This is a genomic window from Streptosporangium sp. NPDC004379 (assembly GCF_042873875.1).
Taxonomy (GTDB): domain Bacteria; phylum Actinomycetota; class Actinomycetes; order Streptosporangiales; family Streptosporangiaceae; genus Streptosporangium.
Map to the genome: position 1 here is coordinate 1 of NZ_JBIAMC010000022.1, position 24,647 is coordinate 24,647.

Consider the following 24,647-nt stretch of genomic DNA (forward strand, 5'->3'; position numbering starts at 1 on the left):
GGGGGGGCGCGCCGGGGCCCCCCCCCCCCCGGCGGCGGGGGCCCGCCCCCCCCCCCCCCCGGCGGCCCCCCCCCCCCGCGCCCCCCCGGCCCCCCCCCCCCCCCCACCGCTCCGCTCCGCCCTCCGGGGCAGGCCGGCGTGGACGCCGGTGTCGGGGTGGAGCCGCAGTTCCAGCCCGGCGCAGCCGTGCGCCGCCGCCGTCTCGATCGCCTCGGGCAGGCTCGCGCCGGGCATGCCCAGCGTGCTGACGGACAGCCTCACCGCGCGCCCTCCCGGAGGACCGCGTCGCCGGGTCCACCGGCCGTGCTCCCCGGGACCGGCACCGGTACCAGGACCGGGACCGGCGTACGGCGGGCCGCCGAGGCGTAGGCCGCCAGCACGACCGCGAGGACGTGCCGCCCGTGCGTCCCGGTGACCGCCGGCTCCCGGCCGGTCCGCACCGCCCCGGCGAAGTCGGCGAGCTGGGCGGCGAAGGCCGCGGGCACGTCGTCGGGGCCGGGCCGGTGCAGCCAGGTCGTCACGCCGTCGCGGTGCAAAGCCGTACCGGTGTGGGGGGAGATCGACAGCGTGCCGCGCTCGCCGACGACGACGACCTCGTCGTGCGGGGCGGGCGGGCCGGTGGAGGTCACCGTGATCTGTGCGGCCAGCCCGCCCGACAGCGCCAGCCTGACCAGCGCGTCGGTCTCCACGGGGGAGACGCCCGGTGGACACCCCGGCGCGCCGCCCGCGAGGCCGGCCGGCGGCCCGCCCGCCGTGCCCGTGCCGCCCGCCGTGCCCGTGCCGTCCGCCGCGCCCATGCCGCGCGCCGTACCGGCGCCGTTCGCGGAGCCGGTGGCGGCCGGGCGGACGGTGGGCAGGGAGCTGCTCAGCGAGGCCTCCACCCGTTCGACCCGCCGGCCGGACAGCCACACCAGCCGGTCCACGCTGTGCGCGCCGATGTTGATGAGCACCCCTCCGCCGGACAGCTCCGGGTCGAGGAACCAGCCGGGCCGCGAACCGGGCCGGTAGTCGGAGCCGCGCCGGTCGGACACCATCAGCGGCTCGCCGATCTCCCCGGCCCCCAGGGCCGCCATCGCCGCGGCCTTGTCGGGCAGGAAGCGCTGGACGTGCCCGACGGCCAGCCGTACCCCGGCGGCGGCGCAGGCGGCGATCATCAGGTCGCAGTCGGCGAGCGAGGTGGCCATCGGCTTCTCCACCAGGACGTGCAACCCGGCGGCGGCCGCGTCGCACACGATCTCGGTGTGCAGCGCGTGCGGGGTGGCGACGACCACCGCGTCCACCTCGCCCGAGGAGATCAGCTCGCGGTGGCCGGCGTACACCGGCGCGCCGTGGGGCGCGGCGACGCGGCGCGCGGCCTCCGGGTCCACGTCGCACACCGCGCCCACCCGCACGCCGGGCACCCGCGGCGCCGCCTCGGCGTGCAGCACACCGACGGCGCCCGCGCCGACCAGTCCCAGCCGGAGGTCAGTCATCGGTGGTCTCCCTCGGGTAGGCGCCGCACGACCGGCGCACGACGACGCCGGGGCGCAACCGTATCTGGTGGCGGGGCAGGTCGGGCTCGCCCAGGCGGCGGAGCAGGAGCTCGGCCGCCTGGCGGCCGAGATGCCGCTTGGGCGGGGAGACGGCGGTGAGCGGCACCTCCGCCAGTTCGGCGATCTCGTCGTCGTAGGAGACGACGGCCAGGTCGCCCGGTACGGCCAGGCCCGCCCGCCGGGCGGCGGACACCACCATGATGGCCTCGCGGTCGCCGAAGCAGACGACGGCCGTGGCGCCCTCGGCCATGACTCGGCGCACCTGCGTGTCGGCGACGCCGGGGTTCCACTCGTCGTACGGGACGGAGAACGGCTCGGCGGCCCGCAGACGGAGATCCGCCACGGCGGCGGCGAAGCCCCGGCGGACCGGGGCGCTGGTGGGGTTCCCCGAGCGTGACAGCAGGGCGAGGCGGGTGTGGCCGAGCGAGGCCAGGTGGCGTACGGCCGCGAACGCCCCGGCCACGTGGTCGGTGCGGACGTGCTCGCTGGGGTCGTCGCCGTCGTCCAGGCCGCGCTCGATCAGCACGGTGGGCACCGGCAGGGCGGCGAGGCGGCGGACGAGCGCGGCGGGGTCGGCGCTGCCCAGCAGGGTGGGGACGACGAGGAGGCCGTCCACCCCGGAGTCGAGCATGCGCCGCAGCGCGGCGGCCTCCTCCTCGGGACGGTAGCGGGAGCAGGCCAGCAGCAGCCGCGCCCCGGCGGCGGTCAGCACCTCCTCGACGCCCTCCAGCACCTTGGGGTAGTACAGGGCGGTGTCCGGCACGACCACGCCGATCATCGCGGCCCCGCCGTGGACGGTCATGGTCCGGGGGACCGCGAAGGTGCCCGCGCCCTGCCGCCGGATCACCAGCCCCTCGGCGACGAGTTCGTCCACCGCGCGGCGGACGGTGGTGAGGCTGACCCGGTGCGCCCTGGCGAGCTCCTGTTCGGTGGGCAGTTTCGCGCCGCCCGCCCAGACGCCCGAGCGGATCGCGGTGCGCAGGTCGGTGGCGAGTTTACGGAACTTCAGCTCCCGTGAGTCGGGCACGGCGTCACCCGCCGCCCGGTGCGGTGCCGGGACCGGACGGTCTTCGGAACGGGGGGCCGCCGGGCGTCCGGCGGTGGGGGAGAGGGTGCTCCAACGGGTACTCCTGCGGGATCCGGCCCCCTTCCGCGGAGGAGAGGGGGAGGACATGGGCCCTCTCGGAGGGGGAGAGGGGATGACGGCATCTTGATCATGGAGTCATGTCGCAGTCAACGGATGATTCAAAGAGGAATCCGGTAAATCCCGGGTGACCGGGCTGCGGTCCACGCCAAATCCGGAAAAGTCGGCGATTAGTTCTTTATTCATCTGTTTTTCCTCCCATTGGATACGGCCAGTCCGATCCCAGGGAGGAACCCGTGGTGGAGATCACTCGCAGGACCGCGCTCCAGGCCGGCGCGGCGGGCGTGGCCGGAACCGTGCTCCCGCTCGCCGGCGCGACGCCCGGCCGGGCGGCCGCCCGCGACGCCGCACCCGGGGTCTCCGGAGACCCCGGGGACCTGGAACGGCGCGCCCTGGCCATGGACCCGCCGGTCTTCCTGCTGGAGACCGCCGTCCCGCCGCAGTTCACGGCCGGGCCGGGCTCGGCCCTCACGATCAGCGACCGGGCCTCGATCTGCGGGGACCACTCGCTCCGCTGGGAGCACGGCGGCCGCTCCACGATCACCGTCCGGGCGCCCCTGCGTTTCGCCCCCGACCCCTACCGGCCGCTGGACGACCAGGCGTGGCAGGGCACCGTGGACGCCTTCTCCGTCTGGATCTTCAACGAGACGCCGGTGGACGACGTGGTCCGCTTCGAGTTCGGCCGCGGCGACCGCACCGACGCCTGGTTCGAGTTCCGGCTCGGCTTCACCGGCTGGCGGACGGCCTGGGTGCGCTATGACTACGACATGCGCGGCCGGCCGCGCCCCGGCATGGACACCCTGCGGATCATCGCGCCCCGCCGCGCCGGGGTCCTCCACCTCGACCTGCTCATCCCGAACGCGCCGCTGCGGCCCGACGCCCCCTGCCGCGACGCCCAGGTGCCGGACATCGCCGCCGAGGGCGACGACTACGACGCCCAGCACTGGCAGGCGCTGTACCTGTTCGACCGGTTGCTGGCCCGCGCCCCGATGGACACCTCCCCGCCGTCGGAGCGGGAGACCGCCTCCCTGCGCGCCCTCACCGCCCGCTACCGGGACGAGTACCTCCTGACGCCGGTGAAGGTGGACGACGCCTCGGTCGCCGCGCTCACCGCCCAGGTCACCGCGTACGGCGTGCCCGAGGCGACCGCGACCGGGAAGGGCCGCCCGGTCTTCTCCTACCAGACGCAGATCCACCCCGCCGGGATCGCCGCCGAGCTGAAGGCGTTCATCGACCCGGTCGCGCTGGGCTCCTACACCGACCTCATGCGGAGCCTGGCGCTGGCCCACGCCTCGGCCGGACCGGCGCACCGCACGGCGCTCGCGGCCCTCTACGTCCGCATGGCCGCCCACCTGAGGGACCAGGGCTGGACGCGGGGGAGCTGCCAGGGCACCGTCCACCACCTCGGCTACAACGTCCGGGGCTACTACGACTCCGTGTACCTGATGGGGGACGTCCTGCGGGAGGCCGGGCTGTTCGAGGGGGTCCGCGCGGACCTGACGTGGCTGTGCGGGTTCGGCCGGGTCTTCCGCGACCGGAGGCACCGCCAGGCCCACTGCAGCGTCATGGACATCCTCAACACCACCCTGCGCGGCATGCTCGCCGCCGCGCTGCTGCGCGACACCGAGGCCGAGCGGATCGCCTGGCTGCGGGCGCTGCTCGACTGGCTGGACTGGGCGCTGCTCCCCACCGCGGGCATCCAGGACGGCCTCAAGGTGGACGGGGCCGTCTTCCACCACGTCGGCTTCTTCCCCGATTACGTCCGCGACGGCTTCACCGGGCTGGCCCCGCTGGTCTACGTGCTCAGCGGCGGATCCTTCCGCCTCGCCGACGAGCCGCACGCCTGGCTGAAACGGGCGCTGCTGGCCATGCGCGTCTACGCCAACAGGAACCACTGGCCCATCTCCATCAGCGGGCGCAACCCCAGCGGGCTGACCGCCCTGTCGCCGACGCCGTACCAGTGGATGGCGATCTCCGGCACCCCCGGCGGGACCGGCGACGTGGACCCCGAACTCGGCGCCGCCTTCCTGCGGCTGCTGCCCGCCGCGCCGACCGCGGCGCAGCGGAGGGTCGCCGAACGGCTCGCCGCCCGCGGCGTCACCGCCGAGGCCGCCCCCACCGGCAACTGGGCGATCAACTACGCGGCCCTGGCCGTCCACCGGCGCGACGAGTGGCAGGTCACGGTGCGCGGGCACAACCGGTACCTGTGGAGCACCGAGATCTACGAGGGCGCCAACTGGTACGGCCGCTACAACACGTACGGGCAGATCCAGGTGCTGCACCGGGGCGACCCCGTCGGCAACGCCGCCAGCGGCTACGTCCAGCAGGGCTGGGACTGGAACCGCCGTCCCGGCGCCACGACCGTGCACCTGCCGCTGGACGAGCTGAAGGGCGACCTCACCGGGGCCATCGAGGAGATGCTGCTCACCGACTCGCGGTTCGGCGGGGCGCACACCATCGACGGCCGCGACGGCATGTTCGCCATGGAACTGCGCGAGCACCCCAAGTACGAGGGCTCGCACCGCGCGCTGAAGTCGGTCTTCCTGTTCGACGACCGGATCGTGGCCGTCGGCACCGGCATCGGCAACGACTCCCGGCACGAGACCGAGACCACGCTCTTCCAGACCCACCTGGCCGCCCGCACGGACCCCACCCACGTCGGCGCCGCCGAACCCGTCACGGCCTTCCCCCACACGGCGGCCCCGGACGCCGCGCCGCGCTGGCTGCTGGACGACAAGGGCATCGGCTACTACCTGGCCCCCGGGCAGCGGATCGGCCTGACCCGCTCGGCCCAGACCTCCCGCGACAACGCGACCGAGGCCCCGACCACCGGCGACTTCGCCACCGCCTGGATCAGGCACGGCGTCTCACCCCGCGACGCGAGGTACGAGTACGCGATGGTCGTCGGCGCCACCCCCGAGCGGATGGCCGCCTTCGCCGCCGCGATGGACGACCCGGAGGCAGCGCCGTACACCGTGCTGCGCGCCGACACGACCGCGCACGTGGTGCGCGACCGGGCCACCGGGATCACCGGCTACGCGGTCTTCAGACCGCTGGGGGACGGCGAGGGGCCCGTGCGCGAGGTGGACACGCCCTCCATGGTGCTCGTCAGGGCCGACGGGGACGACGGGCTGGCACTGGCGGTGTGCGACCCCGACCTGCGGCTCTACGGCGGGATCGACCCCGGCCAGTACGAGCGCGGCCGGTACGTCGGCCACTACAGCCCCTGGTCGCGGCCCTGGCTGACCAGCCCGAGCCACCCGCACCTGATGCGGGTGACGCTGCGGGGACGCTGGCGCGCCGACGGCGACCAGCCGTGCGAGGCGCGGGTGCGGGGCGAGGCGACCGCCGTGCGGTTCGAGACCGTCGACGGCCGGCCGGTGCAGGTGCGTCTGCGCCGGGCCTGACCGGGGCCGGGCAGGGCCGCACGGAGCGCGACGGCGTTCGCCGGTCACCCGGGCCGGACGCGGGGAGGGGGATCACGGACGGAGGGTCAGGCGGGGTCGGTCCCGGCGGGCAGCAGGACGCGGAAGACCGTACGGCCCGGCCGGCTGTCCACGCCGGCGGTCCCGCCGTGCGCGGTGACCACGGCCCTGACGATGGCCAGGCCCAGGCCCGTGCCGCCCGAGGCGCGGGAGCGCGCCTTGTCGGCCCGGACGAACCGTTCGAACAGGTCGTCCCGGATCTCCTCCGGGATGCCCGGCCCGTCGTCGGCCACGGTCAGCTCGACCCGCCCGGGATCGGGGCCGCCGGGGCCGCCGGGGCCTTCCGAGCCGGGCGCGGACGGGACGGCGCGGACCGACACGGTGACCGTGGTGCCCGGCGGGGTGTGCGAGCGCGCGTTGCCCAGCAGGTTGGCGACGACCTGGTGGATCCGGTCGGCGTCGCCGACGATCGTGACCGGCTCCTCCGGCAGCTCCAGCCGCCAGCGGTGACCCGGCGCGGAGACCCGCGCGTCGCCGGTCGCGTCGATCACCACGCGCGTCAGGTCCACCGGGTCGCGGGCCAGCGGCCTGCCCGCGTCGAGTCTGGCCAGCAGCAGCAGGTCGTCGACGAGCTTGCCCATCCGGGAGGACTCGGCGTCGATCCGCTCCAGCGAGTGCCGCACCTCCGGCGACACCTCGCCCGGGTCGCGCCGGGCCAGCTCGGCGTGGGCCCGTACGGTCGCCAGGGGGGTGCGCAGCTCGTGGCTGGCGTCCGCGGCGAACGTCCGCATCCGCTGCTCGCTGGCGTGCCGCCGGGCGAGGGCCTCGCCGACGTGGCCCAGCATGCGGTTGAACGCCGCCCCCACCTGGCCCACCTCGGTCCGCGGGTCCTCGTCCGGAACCCGGTCGGGCAGCGCCACCTCGCCACTGGACAGCGGGAGCGTGCTGACCCGCCGGGCCGTGGCCGCCACCCGCTCCAGCGGGCGCAGCGACAGCCGTACCCAGACCGTTCCCGCCACCCCGGCGAAGACCACGGCGGCGGCGAACATCACGATCTCGATGAACTGCAGGCGGTGCACCATGGCGTTGACGTCCTCCATCGGCAGGCCGTTGACCAGGACGTCGCCGTCCTCGCCGTCGACGGCCATGACGCGGTAGTCGTCCAGCGCCGACAGTTCCACGCTGTGGCCGTGGCCGTCCCTGGGCACCGACGCCAGGACGGTCGCGTCGTCGGCCGACAGGCCCCGGCCGGGCCGCGGGTCGTCCTGGCCCGGCACGACCACGGCGGCGTCTGTCATCCGGCCGTCCACCAGGCGGACGCCCAGCGTGCCGGGGGGCTGCCCGCGGCTGTCGCCGTACCCGCCGTACCCGCTGCGCTCCCTGCGGTGCTCCAGGGTGGCGGCGAACCTGCCGACCGTCACCGACAGCTGCTGGTCGAGGCGGTTCACCATGAACCGCTCCATCGCCAGGGAGGTCACCGCGCCGACCCCGGCGCAGACCAGCGTGATCAGCACCAGCACCCCGGCGACCAGCCGGGCCCGGATGGTGTGCGGCACGGGGAGCCTCACGGCCGCGGCGCGCGATGGCCGGAGTCTCATGGCCGCAGCACGTATCCCACGCCCCGCACAGTGTGGATCAGCGGTGGGCGGCCCGCGTCGATCTTCTTGCGCAGGTAGCTGATGTACAGCTCCACGACGTGCGCCTGGCCGCCGAAGTCGTAGGACCAGACCTCGTCGAGGATCCGCGCCTTGCTGAGCACCCGGCGCGGGTTCAGCATGAGGAGGCGCAGCAGCTCGAACTCGGTCGGCGTCAGCTCGACCAGTTCCCCGCCCCGGGTCACCTCGCGCGCGTCCTCGTCCATCACCAGGTCTCCCACGGCCAGCCGGTCGCCCTCGGCTGAGACCCGCGCCATGCCGGCGCGGCGCAGCAGGCCGCGCAGCCGGGCCAGGACCTCCTCCAGGCTGAACGGCTTGGTCACGTAGTCGTCCCCGCCCGCGGTGATCCCGGCCACCCGGTCCTCCACGGCGTCCCTGGCGGTCAGGAACAGCACGCACACGTGCGGCGACTCCGCGCGCAGCCGGCGCAGCACCTCCAGGCCGTCGATGTCGGGCAGCATGACGTCGAGCAGCACCGCGTCGGGACGGAACCCGCGGGCGGCGGCCACCGCGGCCGCGCCGCCGGTGGCGCCGCGCACCTCCCAGCCCTCGCGGCGCAGGACGGCGCAGAGCACCTCGACCAGGTCGGGCTCGTCATCGACGACGAGGACGCGGACGGGGGCGCCGTCGGGTCTCAGGAGCGCGGGAGGGCCGCCGGACGAGGGGAGACCGCCGGGGACGGGGTCATGGGAGGTCGCGTGCATGGTGGTACCAGGGTCCTCCCCGTCGTCCGTGCGGATCCTCTGACCCGCCTATGAGAATCCTATGAATCGTCAGCTTATGGACGGGTTCAGAGGAAAACGAGAGGTTCCGGGGGCACGGTGGATCACGCTCGACGAGAGGAGACACATCCGTGGCCACCACCTTCGCCGGAACGGGCCGGACCGCCGCCGGGCCGCCCCGGGCGGTCCCCGCCGGAGGCGTCCGCGCGCGTCCGGAGGCCGTCCTGGCGGCCATCGCCGCCGGGACGCTCGCCGTACTGGTCCTGTGGTGGGTGAACACGCCCGCAGTCGCCGGCCTGGACGGCTGGCTGACCGAGGCGGGCCGCGTCACCGGCCTGCTCGCCGGGTACGCGATCGCGGTGCTGCTGGCGCTGATGGCCCGCGTCCCCGCCCTGGAGCGGGGCGTCGGGTCCGACAAGCTGGCCCGCTGGCACTCCATGGGCGGCCGCTACGTCGTCGGGCTGGCGGTCGCGCACGCGCTGCTGATCACCTGGGGCTACGCGGTGACCGAGGGCACCGACGTGGTCAGCGAGACGGTGACGCTGAACCTCACCTACCCGGACATGCTCAAGGCCACCGTGGCGCTGCTGCTCCTGGTCGGCGTCGGCGTCGTCTCCGCCCGCGCCGTCCGGCCCAGGATGCGCTACGAGACCTGGTTCCACCTGCACTTCTACACCTACCTCGCGGCCTGGCTGGCGTTCGGGCACCAGCTCGCCACCGGAGAGGAGTTCATCGGGTCGGCCCCTGTCCGGGCCGCCTGGTACGCCCTGTACCTCTCCGTCGCCGCGCTGCTCCTGTGGTACCGCTTCCTCACCCCGGTACGGCAGGCGTTCCGGCACCGCCTTCGGGTCGCCCGGATCACGCCCGAGGCCCCCGGGGTCGTCTCCGTCCACGTCACCGGGCGGAACCTGGACCGGTTGCGGGCCGAACCCGGCCAGTTCTTCCGATGGCGGTTCCTGACCCGGGACCTGTGGTGGTCGCCCAACCCCTACTCGCTGTCGGCCCCGCCCACCGGCGACGGGCTGCGGATCACCGTCAAGGACCTCGGCGACCAGAGCCGCCGGATCGCCCGGCTGCGTCCCGGCACCCGCGTGGTGGCCGAGGGACCCTACGGGGCGTTCACCGCGTCCCGCCGCCGCAGGCGCAAGGTGCTGCTCGTCGCCGGGGGAGTGGGCATCACCCCGGTGCGCGCGCTGTTCGAGTCGATCCCGGCGGCCCCCGGCGACCTGACCCTCCTCTACCGTGCCCGGACCGCCGACGACCTGGTGTTCCGCGCGGAGCTGGAGGAGATCGCCGCCCGCCGCGGCGCGGTGATGCACTCCTGCCTCGGTCCCCGGAGCGGGATCGGCGACGCGTTCGCGCCCGCCAGGCTCCGCGGGCTCGTCCCGGACCTCCCCGGCCACGAGGTCTACGTCTGCGGGCCCGCCGGCCTGACCGCCGAGGTGGTGTCGGCGCTGCGCGCCGCCGGGGTGCCGAAGCGGCACATCCACCACGAGGCGTTCGAGTTCTGAGCGCCGGGCCGCCGAAGCGGATCCGAAGCACCCGGCGCGTCCCGAAGCCGCTTCCGAGCACCGGGTCGCCGAAGCCGCCCGAAGCACCCGGCATATCCCGAAGCCGTCCCGAAGCACGTCACACCCCTAAGGAACACATATGCGCAGAGCGATCGCGGCGGTCCTCGCCACCGCCGTCGGCCTGGTCCTCCTCCTGTCGTTCAAACCCCACGAGGTGGCGACGACCGCCCAGCGGCCCGCCGCGGTGTCGCGCGACGGCTCCGGAACCGGCGCCGGCTCCTCCGGCTCCGGAAACGGTGGCGACACGGACGGCGGGTCCCGCCGGTCGCGGGGCGGCTTCGGCCGGTTCGGCGGCGATGACGACGACGATGACGGTTTCGGCGGCGACCGGGGCGGAGAGGGCGGCGGGAACGGCCGGACCTCGGCGGACCAGGGCTCCTGGACCGGGCCGGGCGCCACCGCCGGGGCCGCCGCCGGCGACAGGACGGTGGCCGGCGACGCGGCCGACACCCGCTGGGGCCCGGTGCAGGTGGAACTGGTGCTCTCCGGCGGGAAGATGGCCGGGATCAAGGTGCTCCAGGCGCCGATGGGCAACCACCGCGACATCGCGATCAACGACGAGGCGCTGCCGATCCTCAACGAGGCGGCGCTCTCGGCGCAGTCCGCCGACATCGACACCGTCTCGGGCGCCACCTACACCAGCGACGGCTACATCCGCTCGCTGCAGAGCGCCCTGGACAAGGCGGGCCTGTGACGACCGGCCCGCGCCGTCCCGGCGTCCCGGCCGCGGCTCCCCGCGCGGGGGACCGGCGCGCCTTCCTCCCCGGCGGCCCGCGCGCCGCCTCCGCCGGGGGTCCGCACGTCATCCCCGGGAACCTCCATGGCTCCTCCGCCGGGGAGCGCCCGGCGGCGGTCCGGCACGTCGAGCACATGATGGGCACGGTCTTCTCCTTCGACGTACGGCCCCCGTACGACGCCGGGGACGCGGGAACCGCCGGGGAAGCCGTCGCCGAGGCCGTGGCGTGGCTGCGCCGGGTCGACGAGGTCTTCTCGACCTACCGGCCCGGCAGCTTCGTCAGCCGCCTGGACCGCGGGGAGATCGGCCCGGCCGACTGCCCGCCGGAGGTCGCCGAGGTCCTCGGCCTGTGCGAGGCGGTGGCCGAGACCTCCCGTGGATACTTCACGGCCCGGCCCGGGGGCCGCCTCGACCCCTCCGGCCTGGTGAAGGGCTGGGCGATCGAGCGGGCGTCGCGCATCCTCACCCGGGCGGGCGCGGTGAACCACTGCGTGAACGGCGGCGGCGACGTCCAGCTCGCCGGTACGGCCGCGCCCGGCCGCCCGTGGCGGGTCGGCGTCGCCCACCCGCTGCGCCCCGGCGAACTCGCCACCGTCGTCACCGGCAGCGGCTCCCCGGCCGGTGTCATGGGCGCCCCGGCGAGCGGTCTCACGGGTTCCGTGGGGAACGGCCTCACGGACGTCACGGTGAGCGGGCTCGCCGTGGCGACCTCCGGCACGGCCGAACGCGGCACGCACATCGTCGACCCGCACACCGGCCGCCCCGCCGCAGGGCTGGTCTCCGTCACCCTGGTGGGCGAGAGCCTGACCCCGGTCGACGCCTACGCCACGGCCGCCTTCGCCATGGGCGGTGCGGCCCGCGAATGGGTGGAGGGCCTCGACGGGGTGGAGGCGTTCGCGGTCACCGCCTCCGGCGGCACCTGGCGCACCCCGGGCTTCCCGGGCGCCGCGCCGCCCGCCGTACGGTGACCCACGGGCCCGCGTCACCGGGCGGGGGGGTTCGCCGGCAGGGTGGTATCTCCGCCGGCGGCCGGGTAGCGACCCCGAGGCGAGGACGCGCCGGCACCCGGCCGGTGCGGGGACGGAGGGGACACCGTGCCGCAGTGGGCCGAGGCGGGACTGTGGGGGCTGGTCGCCGGAGGCGCCCTGGTCATCGGGGCGGCGATCGCCTGGACGGTACGGGTGCCGCCCAAGGTGATCGCCTCGATCATGGCCTTCGGGGCGGGAGTGCTGATCTCCGCGCTCGCGTTCGACCTCGTCGACGAGGCCGAACGCTCCGGGGGGCTGGTCCCGGCCATGAGCGGGTTCCTCGCCGGGGCGGTGGCCTACGTCGCGGCCAACGCCCTGCTGTCCCGGCACGGCGCCCGGCACCGCAAGCGCTCCGGGGACCAGCAGGCGGGTGAGAGCGGGTCGCCGGGCAGCGGCGCCGCCATCGCGATCGGAGCGCTGCTCGACGGGATCCCCGAGTCCGTCGTCCTCGGCCTGTCGCTGCTGCACGGCGGCGAGGTCGGCGTCGCGGTGCTGGCCGCGATCTTCATCTCCAACGTCCCCGAGGGACTCTCCAGCGCCGCGGGCATGAAGCGGGCCGGCCGCGGCGCGCGGTACGTCTTCGGCGTCTGGGGCGGCATCGCGCTGGCCAGCGCCGCGGCGGCCTGCGTCGGCAACCTCACCCTGCAGAGCGCCTCCCCGGCCCTCATCGCGGTCATCACCGCCGTCGCCGCCGGAGCCATCCTCGCCATGATCGCCGACACCATGATCCCCGAGGCGTTCGAGCGCACCCACGTCCTCACCGGGCTCATCACCACCGTCGGCTTCCTCACCGCCTTCGTCATCGAACGCCTCTGACACCGGGCCCCGGGGGGTGATCGACGCGGTGGACGGGGCGTCCACGGCATGGTTAGGATGCGGTCCATGTCAAGCCCCGAGGCGTCAAGACGCTAGCCACCGGTTGTTCGGTGGCCGACCGTGATCCCGTGCCGAAGCGCCGTCGCGTCCGAGACGCCGCGCTTCCCCGCCGTATCCGCCGCTGAGCCTCCGCCGTACGGGCTTTACCCTCCGGGTTCCGCATCGCCGTAACCACCGTCGCGGTCACGCGCGGTGATGCCCCCTGCCCGAGCGTCCTTCCGGAACCTTCCGGGTTCCTCCACGCGGTGTCCCCGCGCGCCCGGCCGCCTCGCCGCTCCGAGCGGCGTCCGGCCGTGGCCGTCGCGGCGGCTCTCCGCGCCCTCATCGCCCCGGGGTCGTCTCGAAACCGCCTCGGAGCCGTTCCGGAACCACTCCGGAACGGCTCCGAAGCCGCCCCGAGTGACCCCGGACATTCCAACCACGAAACGGTTGTGAGTTCTCGTATGCCAATCGTCATCTACATGCTCGGGCTGGCGGTCTTCGCCCAGGGGACGTCCGAGTTCATGTTGTCGGGGCTCATCCCCGAGATCGCCGGTGACCTCGGGGTCTCCGTCCCGGCCGCCGGAACGCTGACCTCGGCCTTCGCCGCAGGGATGATCGTCGGCGCGCCGCTGACGGCCGTCCTCAGCCTGCGGTGGCCGAGACGGCGGGCGCTGCTCGTCTTCCTGGTCGCCTTCACGCTCGTGCACGTCGCCGGAGCGGTCACCACCGACTTCGGCGTCCTGCTGGCCACCCGGGTCGTCGCGGCGCTGGCCAACGCCGGGTTCCTGGCCGTGGGCCTCGCGACGGCGGCGGGCCTGGCCGGGCCCGCCGCCAAGGGCCGCGCCACCGCGGTCCTGCTGGGCGGCGTCACCCTCGCGTGCGTCGCGGGGGTGCCCGCCGGCGCGGTGCTCGGCCAGGCGTGGGGCTGGCGCTCGGCGTTCTGGGCGGTGGCCGCCGTCTCGGTGCCGGCCGTCTTCGCGATCCTGCGCTCGGTCCCGGCGGCGCCGCCGGACGCGGCCGCGCCCGGCGCGCGGCGGGAACTGCGGGCGCTGCGCCGTCCCCGGCTGCTGGTGACCCTGTCGCTGGCCGCGCTCGTGAACGGCGCGACCTTCTGCGCCTTCACCTATCTGGCGCCGCTGGTCACCGACGTCGGCGGGTTCGGGCCGGGGTGGGTCCCGGTCTTCCTGGCGCTGTTCGGCCTGGGGTCGTTCGCCGGGGTGACCGCCGGAGGCCGCATGTCGGACGAGCGGCCGGCGCGGCTGCTGGTGCCCGGCGGCGTGGCCCTGCTGGGCGGCTGGTCGCTGCTCATGGCGAACGCGGACGAGGCGGCCTGGGTGTTCGCGCTCGTCTTCGTCCAGGGCGCGCTGTCCTTCGCCGTCGGCTCCACACTGATCACCCGGGTGCTCTACGAGGCCGTCGAGGCGCCCTCCCTGGGCGGCGCGTTCGCGACCGCCGCCCTCAACGTGGGCGCGGCCGCGGGTCCCGTGCTGGGCGGTGCCGCCATCGGCGCGGGCCTCGGCTACCGGTCCCCGCTGGTGGCGAGCGCGCTGCTGGTGGCTCTGGCGTTCGTCACGGCGGGCGCGGCCTGGGCCGTACGGGGCCTCCGTACGGCGGGCCGGTCGCCGGCGACGGCCGAATCCGGCGATCTTCGTGACCTCCGGGCGCGTGGAGGCGGAGAATCCCCGTCATGAGCTCATCGCGCCACGACCATCCGCTGCCCTCCGCCCGCGTCGAGGAGGTCTCCGACGGCGTCCACGCCTACATCCAGCCCGACGGAAGCTGGTGGATCAACAACACCGGCTTCCTCGTCGGGCGGCACGGGGTGATCTGCGTGGACTCCTGCGCCACCGAGCGGCGCACCCTGGCCTACCGCGAGGCGATCAGGTCGGTCACCGCCCTGCCGGTGACGACGCTGGTCAACACCCACCACCACGGCGACCACACCTTCGGCAACTTCGCCTTCCCCGAGGCGACGATCGTCGGGCACGAACGGACCCGGGAGATGATCCTCGCCGAGGGCGTCCCCGCGTACCGGACGATGGCCTGGACGGCGGTCGACTGGGGCCGGTCGGAGGTCAGCCCGCCCTTCCTCACCTACGCCGACGGCGTCACCCTGTACTCCGACGAGCTGCGCTGCGAGGTCCGCCACGTCGGCCGTCCCGCGCACACCACCAACGACTCGATCGTGTGGATCCCCGAGCGGTCGCTGCTGTTCGCCGGCGACCTGGTGTTCAACGGGGGCACGCCGTTCGTGATGATGGGGTCGGTGACGGGGGCCATCGAGACGCTGGACGAGCTGGAGAAGCTGGGCGCGCGGACGATCGTGCCGGGGCACGGCGACGTGTGCGGCCCGGAGGTGATCGGCCGGGTGCGGGACTACCTGCGGTTCGTGATGGCCACCGCCGAGCTGGGCCGTTCGGCGGGCCTGACGCCGCTGGAGGCGGCGCGTGAGACCGACCTCGGCGAGTACGGCGGGCTGCTCGACCCCGAGCGGATCGTCGGCAACCTGCACCGGGCCTACGCCGAGCTGGACGGCCTGCCCCGGGGCGAGCCGATCGACCTCACCGCCGCGATGACGGACATGCTCACCTACAACGGCGGCCGGCCGCTGACCTGCCTGGCCTGACCGTCCGCGTCCCCGGGGCCGCGGAGCCCGGTGTCCTCTCCGTTGACACCGGGCCGCGACCCGCCCCGCGTCCCCGGGCCGGTGGGCCAGCCCCGCGTCCCCAAGACGGGCGGACCCGCCCCGGGGACGCGGGGTCGCCCCGCGACGGCCTACGCCAGGTGACGCGACCACCATTCGAGGACGGCTTCGAACCGCTGCAGGCGGTGCCGGGGGCGGCCGCTGCGGGTGAGCTCGTGGCCCTCGCCGGGGAAGAGCAGGAACTCCGCCGGGACGCCGTTGCGGCGCAGGGCGACGTACATCCGCTGGGCCTGCTCGACGGGGCAGCGCCAGTCCTCCTCGGAGTGGACCACGGCGAACGGGATGCTGATCTTGTCGGCGTGGTGGAGCGGGCTCATCGCGCGCTGGACCTCGGGGTCGGGGCCGCAGTAGGCGTCGGCGAAGAACCAGCCGATGTCGGAGGAGCCGGTGAAGGAGTCCCAGGCGTTGACCGCCCGCTCGCTCCAGGCGGCCCTGAACCGCTCCCCGTGGTGGGCGGCCAGCCAGCTCGTCATGAACCCGCCGTAGGAGCCGCCCATCACGCCCACCCGGTCGGCGTCGCACTCGGGCCGCTCCAGCGCCGCGTCCAGCAGGGCGAGGACGTCGTCGACGTCCACGGTGCCGAAGGCGCCGACGACCGCCTGGCCGTGGGCCTGGCCGTACCCGCCCGAGCCGCGCGGGTTGGGCAGGACCACCGCGTACCCGGCGCCCGCGTAGACCTGGGTCTCGTCGAAGAAACCCCAGCCGTGGTGGTGGAAGGGGCCGCCGTGCACGTTCAGCAGGACCGGGTGCGGCCCCTCGCCCTCGGGCAGGACGAGCCAGCCGTGCACCGGGTAGCCGTCGGGTGCCACCGCGGTGATCTCCTGGAGCGGGCGCACCCCGGCCAGCGGCCCGGAGAACTCGGCGAGCCTGCCCTCGGGGGTGACCACCTCGCCGGGGCACTCGGGCGTGGAGACCACCGCGACGATCCGCCCGCCGTGCGCGGTGAACGCCTTGACGGCCGCCCGATCGCCGAGCACCCGGCCGAGCTTCTCCAGCGGCATGTCCTCGGCGGTCGCCGGGACGAGCAGCAGCTCGGTGGCGCCGCGCGTGCGCACCGCCACCAGGACGCCGTCCTCGACCGGTACGGGCTCCAGCGCCTCGCAGTCGACGGACTCCTCCTCGGTCATGCGCGTCCCGGTGGCCGGTTCGCCGCCGATCCGCAGTGGGGCGCGGTGGAGGCCGGTGTTGCGGGCGACGGCGTGGATGCCGGAGAAGGCGGTGCCGAGGTAGAGCACCTCCCCGCCGGGCAGCGCCACGGGGTGGTCCGCGCCGCCCTCGCTGCGCACCACGAGGGCGGGCGCGCCGCCCGCCGCCGGGACCGCGTACAGGTCGGTGTGCAGGCTGTCGCCGTCGAGGTCGCGGGGCGCGGAGACCAGCACGTGCTCGCCGTCGGGGGTCCAGGCGGGGGTGTCGACGTCGTACGGGCCGTCGGTCAGGCGCACCGGCTGGGGGATGTCGGCGAGGGCGTTGACCACGAACAGCGACGAGCGCCGGTCGAAGGTGAAGCCCACGCCGTCGCGCCGGTAGTTCAGGCCGGTGATGCGGCGCGGCGCCTCGGCGGGGGCGTCCACGCCCTCCTCGGTGCCGTAGCGGCCCTCCTCCGGGGCCCGCGCGACGAACGCGATCCGGCGGGAGTCGGGGGCCCAGACCGGCGCGCCGGCGCCGAGCGGCAGGTCGGTGACCGGGCGCGGCTCGCCGCCGCGGGCGGGCATCACGTACAGCTGCGGCCGGCCGCCCTCCTTCGCCCGCAGGAAGGCCACCCAGGCGCCGTCGGGGGAGATGCGGGGGGCGATGTCGAGGTCACCGTGGGTGAAGGGGACGGGCGGGCCGTCCTGAGGCACCCGCCACAGGCCTCCGCGGTAGGCGTTGGCCTCCAGGTCGGGGCGGGCGACGTCGACCAGGAGGAGGTCGTCGTGCAGGGTGATGCTTCCGGGGACGTGCAGCAGGGCGAGGTCGTCAAGGCGCATGACCTGGGACGTTATCACCGCCATCGTCGCGTTTGGAGAACGCTGAGGTGGTTTGTCGGTGTCGTTAGGGAGCGAACGGGTCGATCATGGTGACACCGGGCACCGAGCCGATCGCGGCCAGCGCCGGCCCCGCCTCCTCCAGGCCGATCGTGCGGGTGATCAGCAGGTCGGGGCGGAGCAGCCCCGCGGTGACCGTCTCCAGCATCGCCGGGTAGGCGTGGGCGGCCATGCCGTGGCTGCCCAGCACCTCCAGCTCGTGGGCGATCACCCGGCCCATCGGCAGGGCGGTCAGGCCCGGGAGCAGGCCGACCTGGACGTGCCGGCCCCGCCGCCGCAGGCTCCCGATCGAGGAGGCGCACGTCCCGGGGCTGCCGAGAGCGTCGATCGAGACGTGCGCCCCGCCGCCGGTCACCTCCCGGACGCGCTCGGCCACGCCGCCGTCCTCCGGGCCGCCGTCCTCCGGGCCGCCGTCCTCCGGGACGGTGACGGCCGGAGAGGCGGCCTCCCGATCGGCGGCCGGGGACACGAGCCCCGGGCCGGCGGACGGAGCCCCGCCTCCCGGGGCGGCGGTGACGCAGGCGGCGGCGCCGAACCGGGCGGCCAGCTCCAGCGCCCGGGGCGAGACGTCCACGGCGACCACCCGGGCCCCGGCCGAGGCGGCGATCATGACGGCGGACAGGCCGACGCCGCCGCAGCCGTGCACCGCCACCCACTCGCCGGGCCGTACCCGGCCCACGGAGACCACCGCGCGGAAGGCCGTGGCGAACCGGCAGCCCAGGCTCGCGGCGGCGGGGAAGGACACCGTCTCCGGCAGCCCGACGAGGTTGACGTCCGCGTTCTCCAGCGCGACGTACTCGGCGAAGGAGCCCCAGTGGGTGAACCCCGGCTGGGTCTGCCGCTCGCACACCTGCTGGTCCCCGGCGGCGCACGCCGCGCAGGAGCCGCAGGCGCAGACGAACGGGACCGTGACCCGGTCACCGGGCCGCCAGGAGCGCACGCCGTCACCCACCGCCTCCACGACCCCGGCCAGTTCGTGCCCGGGGACGTGCGGCAGGACCCGGATGTCGTCGTCGTGGCCCTGCCAGCCGTGCCAGTCGCTGCGGCACAGCCCGGTCGCCGCCACCCGCACCACCACCCCGCCGGACGGCGGCGCCGGATCGGGCACCTCCCTGACCTCGAGATCGGCTCCGAAGGCGTCGAAGACCACGGCTCGCACCCGGCACACCTCTTTCCCGGCTTCCCCGGCTTTCCCGGCCTTCCGGCCGGCGGGTTCCGCGCCGCCTCCCGGCCTGCGGTTCCCGCGCCGCGTCCGCGGCACTCGCAGGATGCCACGCGGTCGGCCGCGCGTCCCACCCGCCCCCGCCGCGGGCCGCGACTCCGGTCCGGCCGTCCCCGCCCCGCCTGTCCCCGGCCCGTGATCCGGCTCCCGGACCGTCCACGTCACCGGGCCTCCTGCCCCTCCCGTCGCGGACTGTGATCCATCCCCCACCCGCTCGCCTGATTAGAAGCCCCCACCTGGGAGAGTAGGAGGGGGTCACGAGGACCAACTGATCGGATGGTGCGATGGGCCGGCAACTCGACAAGGACCGGTTCTCCGAGGTGGAGTTCATCCGCTTCGGCGAGCGGCTGGCGGAACAGATGGCCACGCTGCGTGAGACCCTGGCCCGGCCCGGCTTCGGGGAGGGCCCGCTGACCGTCGGCGCCGAGCTGGAGCTGTTCCTCACCACCCCCGACGGCAGGCCGCTCCAGCGCAACCGGGAGGTGCGCGAGGCCGCGTCCGACGACCGGCTGGTGTCGGAGCTGGGCCGGTTCAACCTGGAGGTCAACCTGACCCCGCTGCCGCTCGCCGGGCGGCCCTTCACCGCGATGGCCGCCGAGCTGCGCGAGACCATGGACATGGTGGACAAGGCCGCGGCGACGCAGGGCGGCCGGTCCGTGGCGATCGGGATCCTGCCCTCTCTCAGCGAGTTCGACTTCACCCACGAGGCGCTCAGCGACGAGGCCCGCTACCGGGCGATGACCCGGGGCATGCGCCGGCTGCGCGCCGAGCCGTTCCGGGTGCGCATCAGCGGCGCCGAGGAGCTGGAGCTGGAGGTCGAGGGCGTCATCCTGGAGAGCGCCAACACCTCCTGGCAGGTCCACCTGCGTACGGCCCCGGCCGACTTCGCCCGTGTCTACAACGCCGCCCAGCTCGCCATCGGCCCGGTCCTCGCGGTCAGCGGCAACTCGCCCGGTTTCCTGGGCAGGCGGCTGTGGGAGGAGACCAGGATCGCCCTGTTCGAGGAGGCGGCCGACGACCGCGACGTCGAGCGGCTCGACCGCAGGGACCGGCGGGTGGCCTTCGGCTCGGGGTGGGTCGGCGGCGCCGAGGAGCTGTTCGAGGCGTGCGTCCGCGAGTACGAGCCGGTGGTGCCGGTGCTCACCGACGCCCGGGACGCGGCGGGCGAGGCCCCGGAACTGGCCGAGCTGCGGCTGCACCAGGGCATGGTGTGGCTGTGGAACCGGCCCGTCTACGACCCGGCCGACGGCGGCCACCTGCGGGTGGAGATGCGGGCCCTGCCCGCCGGGCCGACCCCCGCCGACATGGTGGCCAACACCGCCTTCATGCTCGGCCTCACCCTGGCGATGGCCGAGGAACCGGTGCACGAGACGCCCTTCGCCGACGCCTACCGCAACTTCTACCGCGGCGCGATCAGCGGACTGGACGCCCCGATGGCCTGGCCGGGCCGGGACGGAGAGGTCCCCGCGCACCGGCTCGTCGAGGACCTGCTGCCCATGGCGGCGGACGGTCTGGTGCGGGCCGGCGTGGACGCGCAGGAGGCGGAGCGGGCGCTCGACGTCATCCGGGAACGCGCCGGGCGGCGCCGTACCGGTGCGGTCTGGCAGCGCGAGAAGCTCGCCGAGCTGGGCACCGACCCGGCGGCGCGGGCGCGCCTGGTGACCCGCTACCAGGAGCTGGCGCTGACCGGGGAGCCGGTGCACACCTGGCCGCTTTGAGGACCTCCGCGAACCGTGCGGACCTCCGTTCCGTGCTCGACATGTCAGACCTGGACTGATTCACCGCCTCATCGGGCTCCTGAATGATCCATATATCGGCATACTCGTGAACTCCACGTCTCGACCCGCCGGGCCCGGCGGCGACCGGAGGAGGAGCGACCCCGATGAGTGCGATGAAGACCACGGCCGTGAAGCCGTTCGAGCTGAGGCGCAACGACGGCGACCTGCCGGCCGGCGCCCGCGCGCTGGGCGAGCGGCTCGGCCGTGTGCCCCTCGCCACCGTCCTGGCCAAGGCCAACCGGGTCGCCGTCAGGAAGGGGGCGTCCGGCGCCGGGGCGTTCTCCGGCATGAAGCCCCGGCCGGTGGACTGGTACTGCTTCGACGACGCCGACAACGCCGTCACCGACTGGTACCCGCAGGGCCTGACCAGCTCCTCCGACGCCGGGGCCCGCGGTGACGTGTTCGTGGTGAGCTGGTACTTCAAGCCGCAGAACGCGCCCGAGCGCGGCATCCGGCTGTCCTTCCTCGACGCCGCGACGCTGCGCTACCGGCACGTCCTGCTCGTGACGGCCAGGCCCGACGGCGGGATCGCCCCCATCGACATCCACGCCGGCGGCGTCGCCTGGTACGGGGACCTGCTGTACGTCGCCGACACCGGCCGCGGCCTGCGCGTCTTCGACACCCGGCACATCTACGAGGTGAACGGCGACTCCAAGACCACCATCGGCAGGAAGGGAGCGACCTACAACGCCTTCGGCTACCGCTACGTGATGCCGCAGACCGGCGCCTGGGCCGCGACGGGCGACGCCCGGTTCTCCTTCGCCTCCGTCGACCGGACGGGCCCGGTGCACACCCTGATCGGCGGCGAGTACGTCGACGCCCCCGGCACGCCCGGCAGGGTGGCCCGCTGGCCGCTGGAGCCCGGCGGCCCGCTGCGCGCCGACGCGGGCGGCGTCGCCGCGGCCCAGGACGCCTACGTGCTGCCCGAGCCCAGGATCCAGGGCGCGCTCTCCCACGGCGGCACCTGGTATCTCAGCCAGGCGGCCGGCTCGACGCGCAACGGCGTCCTGATCGTGGTCGGCGACACGGTCACCAGGCGGCCCTACCCGGTGGGCCCGGAGGACCTCACCTGCGTCCGCGAGCGCGGGACGCTGTGGAGCGTGACCGAGTTCGCACGCCGCCGCGCGGTGTACGGCGTGCCGCTGTGACTCCCGGCCTCCGCTCCCCGGTCCCCGTCTGCCCCCTTCGACCTCTCGACCCCTCGGTTTCCGGTCCCTCGGCTCCCCGGACCTCCGCCAGGCTCCGGACCCGGGCTCCGGACCCAGACCCAGACCCCGGCCACGGCGCCGGACGCCCGATTCCGGCCCCGGGCGGGGAGCCGCCGATCAGTGCAGGGAGCCGCCGACCAGGCGCAGGTCGCCCTCCATGAACGAGGCGGCCGTCACGACCGCGGCCAGTGCCTCGGCGACCAGCGCGGGCGGCATGGACGGCGCGGCCCGGTCGAGGACCTGCCCGGGGGCGAACGGCACGTGCACGAACCCGCCGCGGATGTCGGGCCGCTCCGTGGCGATCAGGTGCATCAGGCCGTAGAAGAGGTGGTTGCAGACGAACGTCCCGGCGCTCTGCGACACGCTCGCCGGGACCCCGACCGCCCGGGCCGCGGCCACGCACGCCTTCACCGGCAGCGTGGCGAAGTAGGCGGCGGGCCCGCCGCGCACCACCGGCTCGTCGATCGGTTGCCGCCCGGCGTTGTCGGGGATGCGGGCGTCGTCGAGGTTGACGGCCACCCGTTCGACCGTCACGTCGGCCCGGCCGCCGGCCTGCCCGACGCAGACGACCACCCGGGGGTCGTGCTCGGCGACGGCCTCCCGCAGCCGATCCACCGCCGCGCCGAACACGCACGGCACCTGTACGGCCCGCACCCCGGGGACGAGACTGACCGCCTCCCACGAGGGGTTGACGGTGTCGCCGTCGAACGGCTCGAAACCGGTGAGCAGAACGGTCATCGGCGGGCCTCCGGCACGGAGCAGGCGGGGGTGCCGCCGGGCAGGCGCCCCCGGTTGGCGGACACGAGCCGGTAGCCCCACCCCGCCGCCCGCCGCAGCAGGGGGAGCCGCATCAGGGACCCCGCGACGCTCCAGGGCGGTCCCGCGCAGATCAGCAGCCTGGCGACGGCCTGCGCCCCGCCGTACAGCCTGCCGTCCTCCGCCCACAGCACCTCGTGCTCGGCGCGCTCCCGGGTGGCGCCGAGCACGGCCAGGTCGGCCGTCTGCAGGGGTACGGCGCGGGCCCGGAGACCGATCCGGCGCTCGGCGAACCGGACGCAGGAGGTGCAGAAGCCGCAGTCGCCGTCGTAGACCAGTATCGGTTGTTCCGTCATGCGGTGACCATACCCATACGAATCACCCAAGAACGGGCGGGAGGTTCCCGGGTGGGCCGTGGAGTCACCCGAGAACGGACGGCCCGTCCCCGGTCGGGCCGTCGAGATGCCGGAACGCCTCATGGGCCGAACGGACGCTGTCGCGCAGCGCCCGCTCCAGCCGCCCGGCGTCCCCGGCCAGCCGGTCGATCTCCGGAACGGCCGCCGAGTCGGCGCCGGTCTCGGCCAGGAGCTCCTCGTAGCGGGGGAGCCGCTCCCGCAGCTGCTCGATCTGCTCGTGGGCGCGCAGCGCCCGCTCGGCCTCGGTCACGTGGCGGGCGTAACGTTCCAGGGCCTCGACGCGGGCGACGACGGCGGCCTCGCTGGCGGCCAGGGCCCGCTCCAGCGGCGCCATGGCGGCGGTCACCTCCGGGGTGCTGCCGCCGTACAGCAGGTCGCGGTGCTCGCCGCGCAGCGCCGACAGCTTGGCCAGCAGCCGGGCGATCTGCCACTCCTCGGCGGGCAGCATCACCGAGTTGCGCACGTCGTCGAGCATGCCCAGGGCGTTGATCCGCGAGCGCATGACGGTGTCGACGGCCCGCCCGGCCCGCTCCAGCAGCGGTCCGGCGGTGTCGTCGAAGTCCTCCGGCAGGAGGTAGCGGCCCTCGTACCAGTGGGCGTGCCGGGAGATCTCGTAGTCGCCGGCGTCGCCGTCCTCGTCACCCTCGCCGGCATCGGGGAACTGCTGGGCGGCGATCGTGCCGATCAGCGCCACGAAGGCGAGCATCCCGATCAGGAAGAAGGGGATCCGCCCGATGTTCATGGCGAGCAGGCCCAGCAGGACGCCCGACAGGATGACGATGCGGACCTTGGGCGCTATGCCCCTGCGGTCCTCGCGGACCGGCACGGGGGCGGGCTGCCAGCCGGCCCTGACCCTGGAGAGCAGCCGGGCGTTCCGGCGGAACAGTTCCGCGACCTCCGCCGGCACCTCCGGGTCGACTACCACCCGCTGCACGGGCTCACCCCCTTCGCACGGTTGGGAATCGTCTCCTCCTTCTCAGCCTTCGAGGTACCGGAACGCCTCGTGGGCGGAGCGGACGCTGTCGCGCAGCGCCTGCTGCAGCCGGGCGGCGTCCTCGCTCAGCGTGCCGATCTCCGGTGCGGAGAAGCGGGAGGCGCCCGTCTCCGCGACGAGCTGCTCGTATTCCGGCAGGTAGGCGAGCAGGGCCTCGATCTGCCCCCGCGACGCCAGCGCGTGGTCGGCCCGCGCCACGTGGCGGGCGTAGCGCTCCAGGGCCTCGACGCGGGCGACGACGGCGGCCTCGCTGGCGGCCAGGGCCCGCTCCAGCGGCGCCATGGCGGCGGCCACCTCCGGCGTCCGGCCGCCGCGGGCCAGGTGCCGGTGCCTGGCCCGCAGGGCCGACAGCTTGGTCAGCAGCCGGGCGATCTCCCATTCCTCGGCGGGCAGCATCACCGAGTTGCGCACGCTGTCGAGCATGCCCAGGGCGTTGACCCGCGCGCCCATGATGCGGTCGATCGCCTTCTGCACCCGGCCGAGCAGGGCCCGCGAGGGGAGGTCGAAGTCCTCCAGGACCAGGAAGCGGCCCTGGTGGAACCGCGAGTGCCGGTACAGCACGCGCTCCGTCGAGTCGGCCGGCAGGGGCTTCCTGGCGAGGTAGACGCAGGCGAGGACGATCAGGTAGACGGTGCCGAGGGTGCCCAGGAACACCCCCGGAGCGCCGACGAGCAGCGTGACGAGGACCGTCAGGAACGTCAGCACCCCGAGGGACACCAGGACGGGGGCCGGGAAGTGGGGACCGCTCGGTTCGGGGTTCCAGCCGGCCCGGTAGCGGGAGAGCAGCGGGCCGTTCCGTCGCATGAGGTCGGCGACGTTCGCGGGCACCTCCGGGTCGACCACCACACGCAGCACAGGCTCGCCCCTTTCGCGA

19 protein-coding genes are annotated in these 24,647 nt (G+C 75.0%); 9 read left to right on the forward strand and 10 right to left on the reverse strand.

The window, feature by feature from the left end; genetic code table 11:
* Nucleotides 1-257 precede the first annotated feature (257 nt).
* Together ACFYSC_RS32890 and ACFYSC_RS32895 are read right to left on the reverse strand one after the other, a co-directional pair.
* Entirely contained in the window at nucleotides 258-1,472 is a 1,215-nt protein-coding gene (locus ACFYSC_RS32890; RefSeq protein WP_389969388.1) for a Gfo/Idh/MocA family protein, read from the reverse strand.
* Nucleotides 1,465-2,559: a substrate-binding domain-containing protein gene (locus tag ACFYSC_RS32895; RefSeq protein WP_389969390.1), complete on the reverse strand. Its 1,095-nt coding sequence runs from the start codon at nucleotides 2,557-2,559 to the stop codon at nucleotides 1,465-1,467. Before ACFYSC_RS32895 ends, ACFYSC_RS32890 begins: the two co-directional genes overlap by 8 nt.
* 353 nt (nucleotides 2,560-2,912) lie before the next feature.
* On the opposite strand from ACFYSC_RS32895, the gene ACFYSC_RS32900 reads away from it, so the two are divergent.
* Nucleotides 2,913-6,083, forward strand: a complete 3,171-nt coding sequence (locus ACFYSC_RS32900) for a chondroitinase family polysaccharide lyase (RefSeq protein ID WP_389969392.1) — start codon at nucleotides 2,913-2,915, stop codon at nucleotides 6,081-6,083.
* A gap of 86 nt (nucleotides 6,084-6,169) precedes the next feature.
* Here the strand turns inward: ACFYSC_RS32900 and ACFYSC_RS32905 are convergent, their stop codons facing one another.
* A complete protein-coding gene (locus ACFYSC_RS32905; RefSeq protein ID WP_389969394.1) occupies nucleotides 6,170-7,657 on the reverse strand; it encodes a sensor histidine kinase in 1,488 nt (495 codons plus the stop codon).
* Nucleotides 7,658-7,695: 38 nt separating this feature from the next.
* On the reverse strand, nucleotides 7,696-8,460 hold the full coding sequence (locus ACFYSC_RS32910; protein WP_389969395.1) for a response regulator transcription factor: 765 nt from the start codon (nucleotides 8,458-8,460) through the stop codon (nucleotides 7,696-7,698).
* Nucleotides 8,461-8,609: 149 nt separating this feature from the next.
* Between ACFYSC_RS32910 and ACFYSC_RS32915 the strand changes: the two genes are divergently transcribed.
* From ACFYSC_RS32915 to ACFYSC_RS32940, 6 genes are all read left to right on the forward strand, one after another.
* Nucleotides 8,610-9,989 (forward strand): ferric reductase-like transmembrane domain-containing protein, encoded by a 1,380-nt coding sequence (locus ACFYSC_RS32915; protein ID WP_389969397.1) that lies wholly within the window; start codon nucleotides 8,610-8,612, stop codon nucleotides 9,987-9,989.
* 139 nt (nucleotides 9,990-10,128) lie between these two features.
* Nucleotides 10,129-10,743, forward strand: a complete 615-nt coding sequence (locus ACFYSC_RS32920) for an FMN-binding protein (protein WP_389969399.1) — start codon at nucleotides 10,129-10,131, stop codon at nucleotides 10,741-10,743.
* Nucleotides 10,740-11,753, forward strand: a complete 1,014-nt coding sequence (locus tag ACFYSC_RS32925) for an FAD:protein FMN transferase (RefSeq protein WP_389969401.1) — start codon at nucleotides 10,740-10,742, stop codon at nucleotides 11,751-11,753. Before ACFYSC_RS32920 ends, ACFYSC_RS32925 begins: the two co-directional genes overlap by 4 nt.
* A gap of 126 nt (nucleotides 11,754-11,879) precedes the next feature.
* Nucleotides 11,880-12,629, forward strand: coding sequence for a ZIP family metal transporter (locus ACFYSC_RS32930; protein ID WP_389969403.1), 750 nt, complete (start codon nucleotides 11,880-11,882; stop codon nucleotides 12,627-12,629).
* 503 nt (nucleotides 12,630-13,132) lie between these two features.
* Nucleotides 13,133-14,362, forward strand: a complete 1,230-nt coding sequence (locus ACFYSC_RS32935; RefSeq protein WP_389969405.1) for a Cmx/CmrA family chloramphenicol efflux MFS transporter — start codon at nucleotides 13,133-13,135, stop codon at nucleotides 14,360-14,362.
* A complete protein-coding gene (locus tag ACFYSC_RS32940) occupies nucleotides 14,359-15,297 on the forward strand; it encodes an MBL fold metallo-hydrolase (protein ID WP_389969407.1) in 939 nt (312 codons plus the stop codon). Before ACFYSC_RS32935 ends, ACFYSC_RS32940 begins: the two co-directional genes overlap by 4 nt.
* 149 nt (nucleotides 15,298-15,446) lie before the next feature.
* On the opposite strand, the gene ACFYSC_RS32945 is transcribed toward ACFYSC_RS32940, so the two are convergent.
* The gene (locus tag ACFYSC_RS32945) at nucleotides 15,447-17,342 is read right to left on the reverse strand and encodes a S9 family peptidase (RefSeq protein WP_389969408.1); all 1,896 of its coding nucleotides are present in this window, start codon (nucleotides 17,340-17,342) and stop codon (nucleotides 15,447-15,449) included.
* 64 nt (nucleotides 17,343-17,406) lie between these two features.
* Nucleotides 17,407-18,558, reverse strand: a complete 1,152-nt coding sequence (locus tag ACFYSC_RS32950; RefSeq protein ID WP_389969411.1) for a zinc-dependent alcohol dehydrogenase family protein — start codon at nucleotides 18,556-18,558, stop codon at nucleotides 17,407-17,409.
* Nucleotides 18,559-18,905: 347 nt separating this feature from the next.
* Here ACFYSC_RS32950 and ACFYSC_RS32955 point away from each other — a divergent pair, with 347 nt between their 5' ends.
* Both ACFYSC_RS32955 and ACFYSC_RS32960 read left to right on the forward strand, forming a co-directional pair.
* Nucleotides 18,906-20,339, forward strand: coding sequence for a glutamate--cysteine ligase (locus ACFYSC_RS32955; RefSeq protein WP_389969413.1), 1,434 nt, complete (start codon nucleotides 18,906-18,908; stop codon nucleotides 20,337-20,339).
* Between the two features lie 164 nt (nucleotides 20,340-20,503).
* Nucleotides 20,504-21,547, forward strand: coding sequence for a hypothetical protein (locus tag ACFYSC_RS32960; RefSeq protein ID WP_389969415.1), 1,044 nt, complete (start codon nucleotides 20,504-20,506; stop codon nucleotides 21,545-21,547).
* A 177-nt stretch (nucleotides 21,548-21,724) separates the two neighbouring features.
* Here the strand turns inward: ACFYSC_RS32960 and pcp are convergent, their stop codons facing one another.
* From pcp to ACFYSC_RS32980, 4 genes are all read right to left on the reverse strand, one after another.
* Nucleotides 21,725-22,345, reverse strand: coding sequence for a pyroglutamyl-peptidase I (gene pcp, locus ACFYSC_RS32965; RefSeq protein WP_389969417.1), 621 nt, complete (start codon nucleotides 22,343-22,345; stop codon nucleotides 21,725-21,727).
* Complete coding sequence (locus ACFYSC_RS32970; RefSeq protein ID WP_389969419.1) at nucleotides 22,342-22,719, reverse strand: thiol-disulfide oxidoreductase DCC family protein; 378 nt, start codon at nucleotides 22,717-22,719, stop codon at nucleotides 22,342-22,344. The genes pcp and ACFYSC_RS32970 overlap by 4 nt, the downstream gene beginning before the upstream one ends.
* 64 nt (nucleotides 22,720-22,783) lie before the next feature.
* Complete coding sequence (locus ACFYSC_RS32975) at nucleotides 22,784-23,713, reverse strand: hypothetical protein (protein WP_389969421.1); 930 nt, start codon at nucleotides 23,711-23,713, stop codon at nucleotides 22,784-22,786.
* A gap of 42 nt (nucleotides 23,714-23,755) precedes the next feature.
* Nucleotides 23,756-24,628: a hypothetical protein gene (locus ACFYSC_RS32980; RefSeq protein WP_389969423.1), complete on the reverse strand. Its 873-nt coding sequence runs from the start codon at nucleotides 24,626-24,628 to the stop codon at nucleotides 23,756-23,758.
* Nucleotides 24,629-24,647: the final 19 nt, after the last annotated feature.

What these genes read in the sequence shown, in the direction of transcription:
- ACFYSC_RS32890 (WP_389969388.1), bottom strand. Translation starts at nt 1,472, where the DNA reads ATGACTGACCTCCGGCTGGGACTGGTCGGCGCGGGCGCCGTCGGTGTG.
- ACFYSC_RS32910 (WP_389969395.1), bottom strand. Translation starts at nt 8,460, where the DNA reads ATGCACGCGACCTCCCATGACCCCGTCCCCGGCGGTCTCCCCTCGTCC.
- ACFYSC_RS32920 (WP_389969399.1), top strand. Translation starts at nt 10,129, where the DNA reads ATGCGCAGAGCGATCGCGGCGGTCCTCGCCACCGCCGTCGGCCTGGTC.
- ACFYSC_RS32935 (WP_389969405.1), top strand. Translation starts at nt 13,133, where the DNA reads ATGCCAATCGTCATCTACATGCTCGGGCTGGCGGTCTTCGCCCAGGGG.
- ACFYSC_RS32940 (WP_389969407.1), top strand. Translation starts at nt 14,359, where the DNA reads ATGAGCTCATCGCGCCACGACCATCCGCTGCCCTCCGCCCGCGTCGAG.
- ACFYSC_RS32945 (WP_389969408.1), bottom strand. Translation starts at nt 17,342, where the DNA reads ATGCGCCTTGACGACCTCGCCCTGCTGCACGTCCCCGGAAGCATCACC.
- ACFYSC_RS32955 (WP_389969413.1), top strand. Translation starts at nt 18,906, where the DNA reads ATGGGCCGGCAACTCGACAAGGACCGGTTCTCCGAGGTGGAGTTCATC.
- ACFYSC_RS32960 (WP_389969415.1), top strand. Translation starts at nt 20,504, where the DNA reads ATGAGTGCGATGAAGACCACGGCCGTGAAGCCGTTCGAGCTGAGGCGC.
- pcp (WP_389969417.1), bottom strand. Translation starts at nt 22,345, where the DNA reads ATGACCGTTCTGCTCACCGGTTTCGAGCCGTTCGACGGCGACACCGTC.
- ACFYSC_RS32970 (WP_389969419.1), bottom strand. Translation starts at nt 22,719, where the DNA reads ATGACGGAACAACCGATACTGGTCTACGACGGCGACTGCGGCTTCTGC.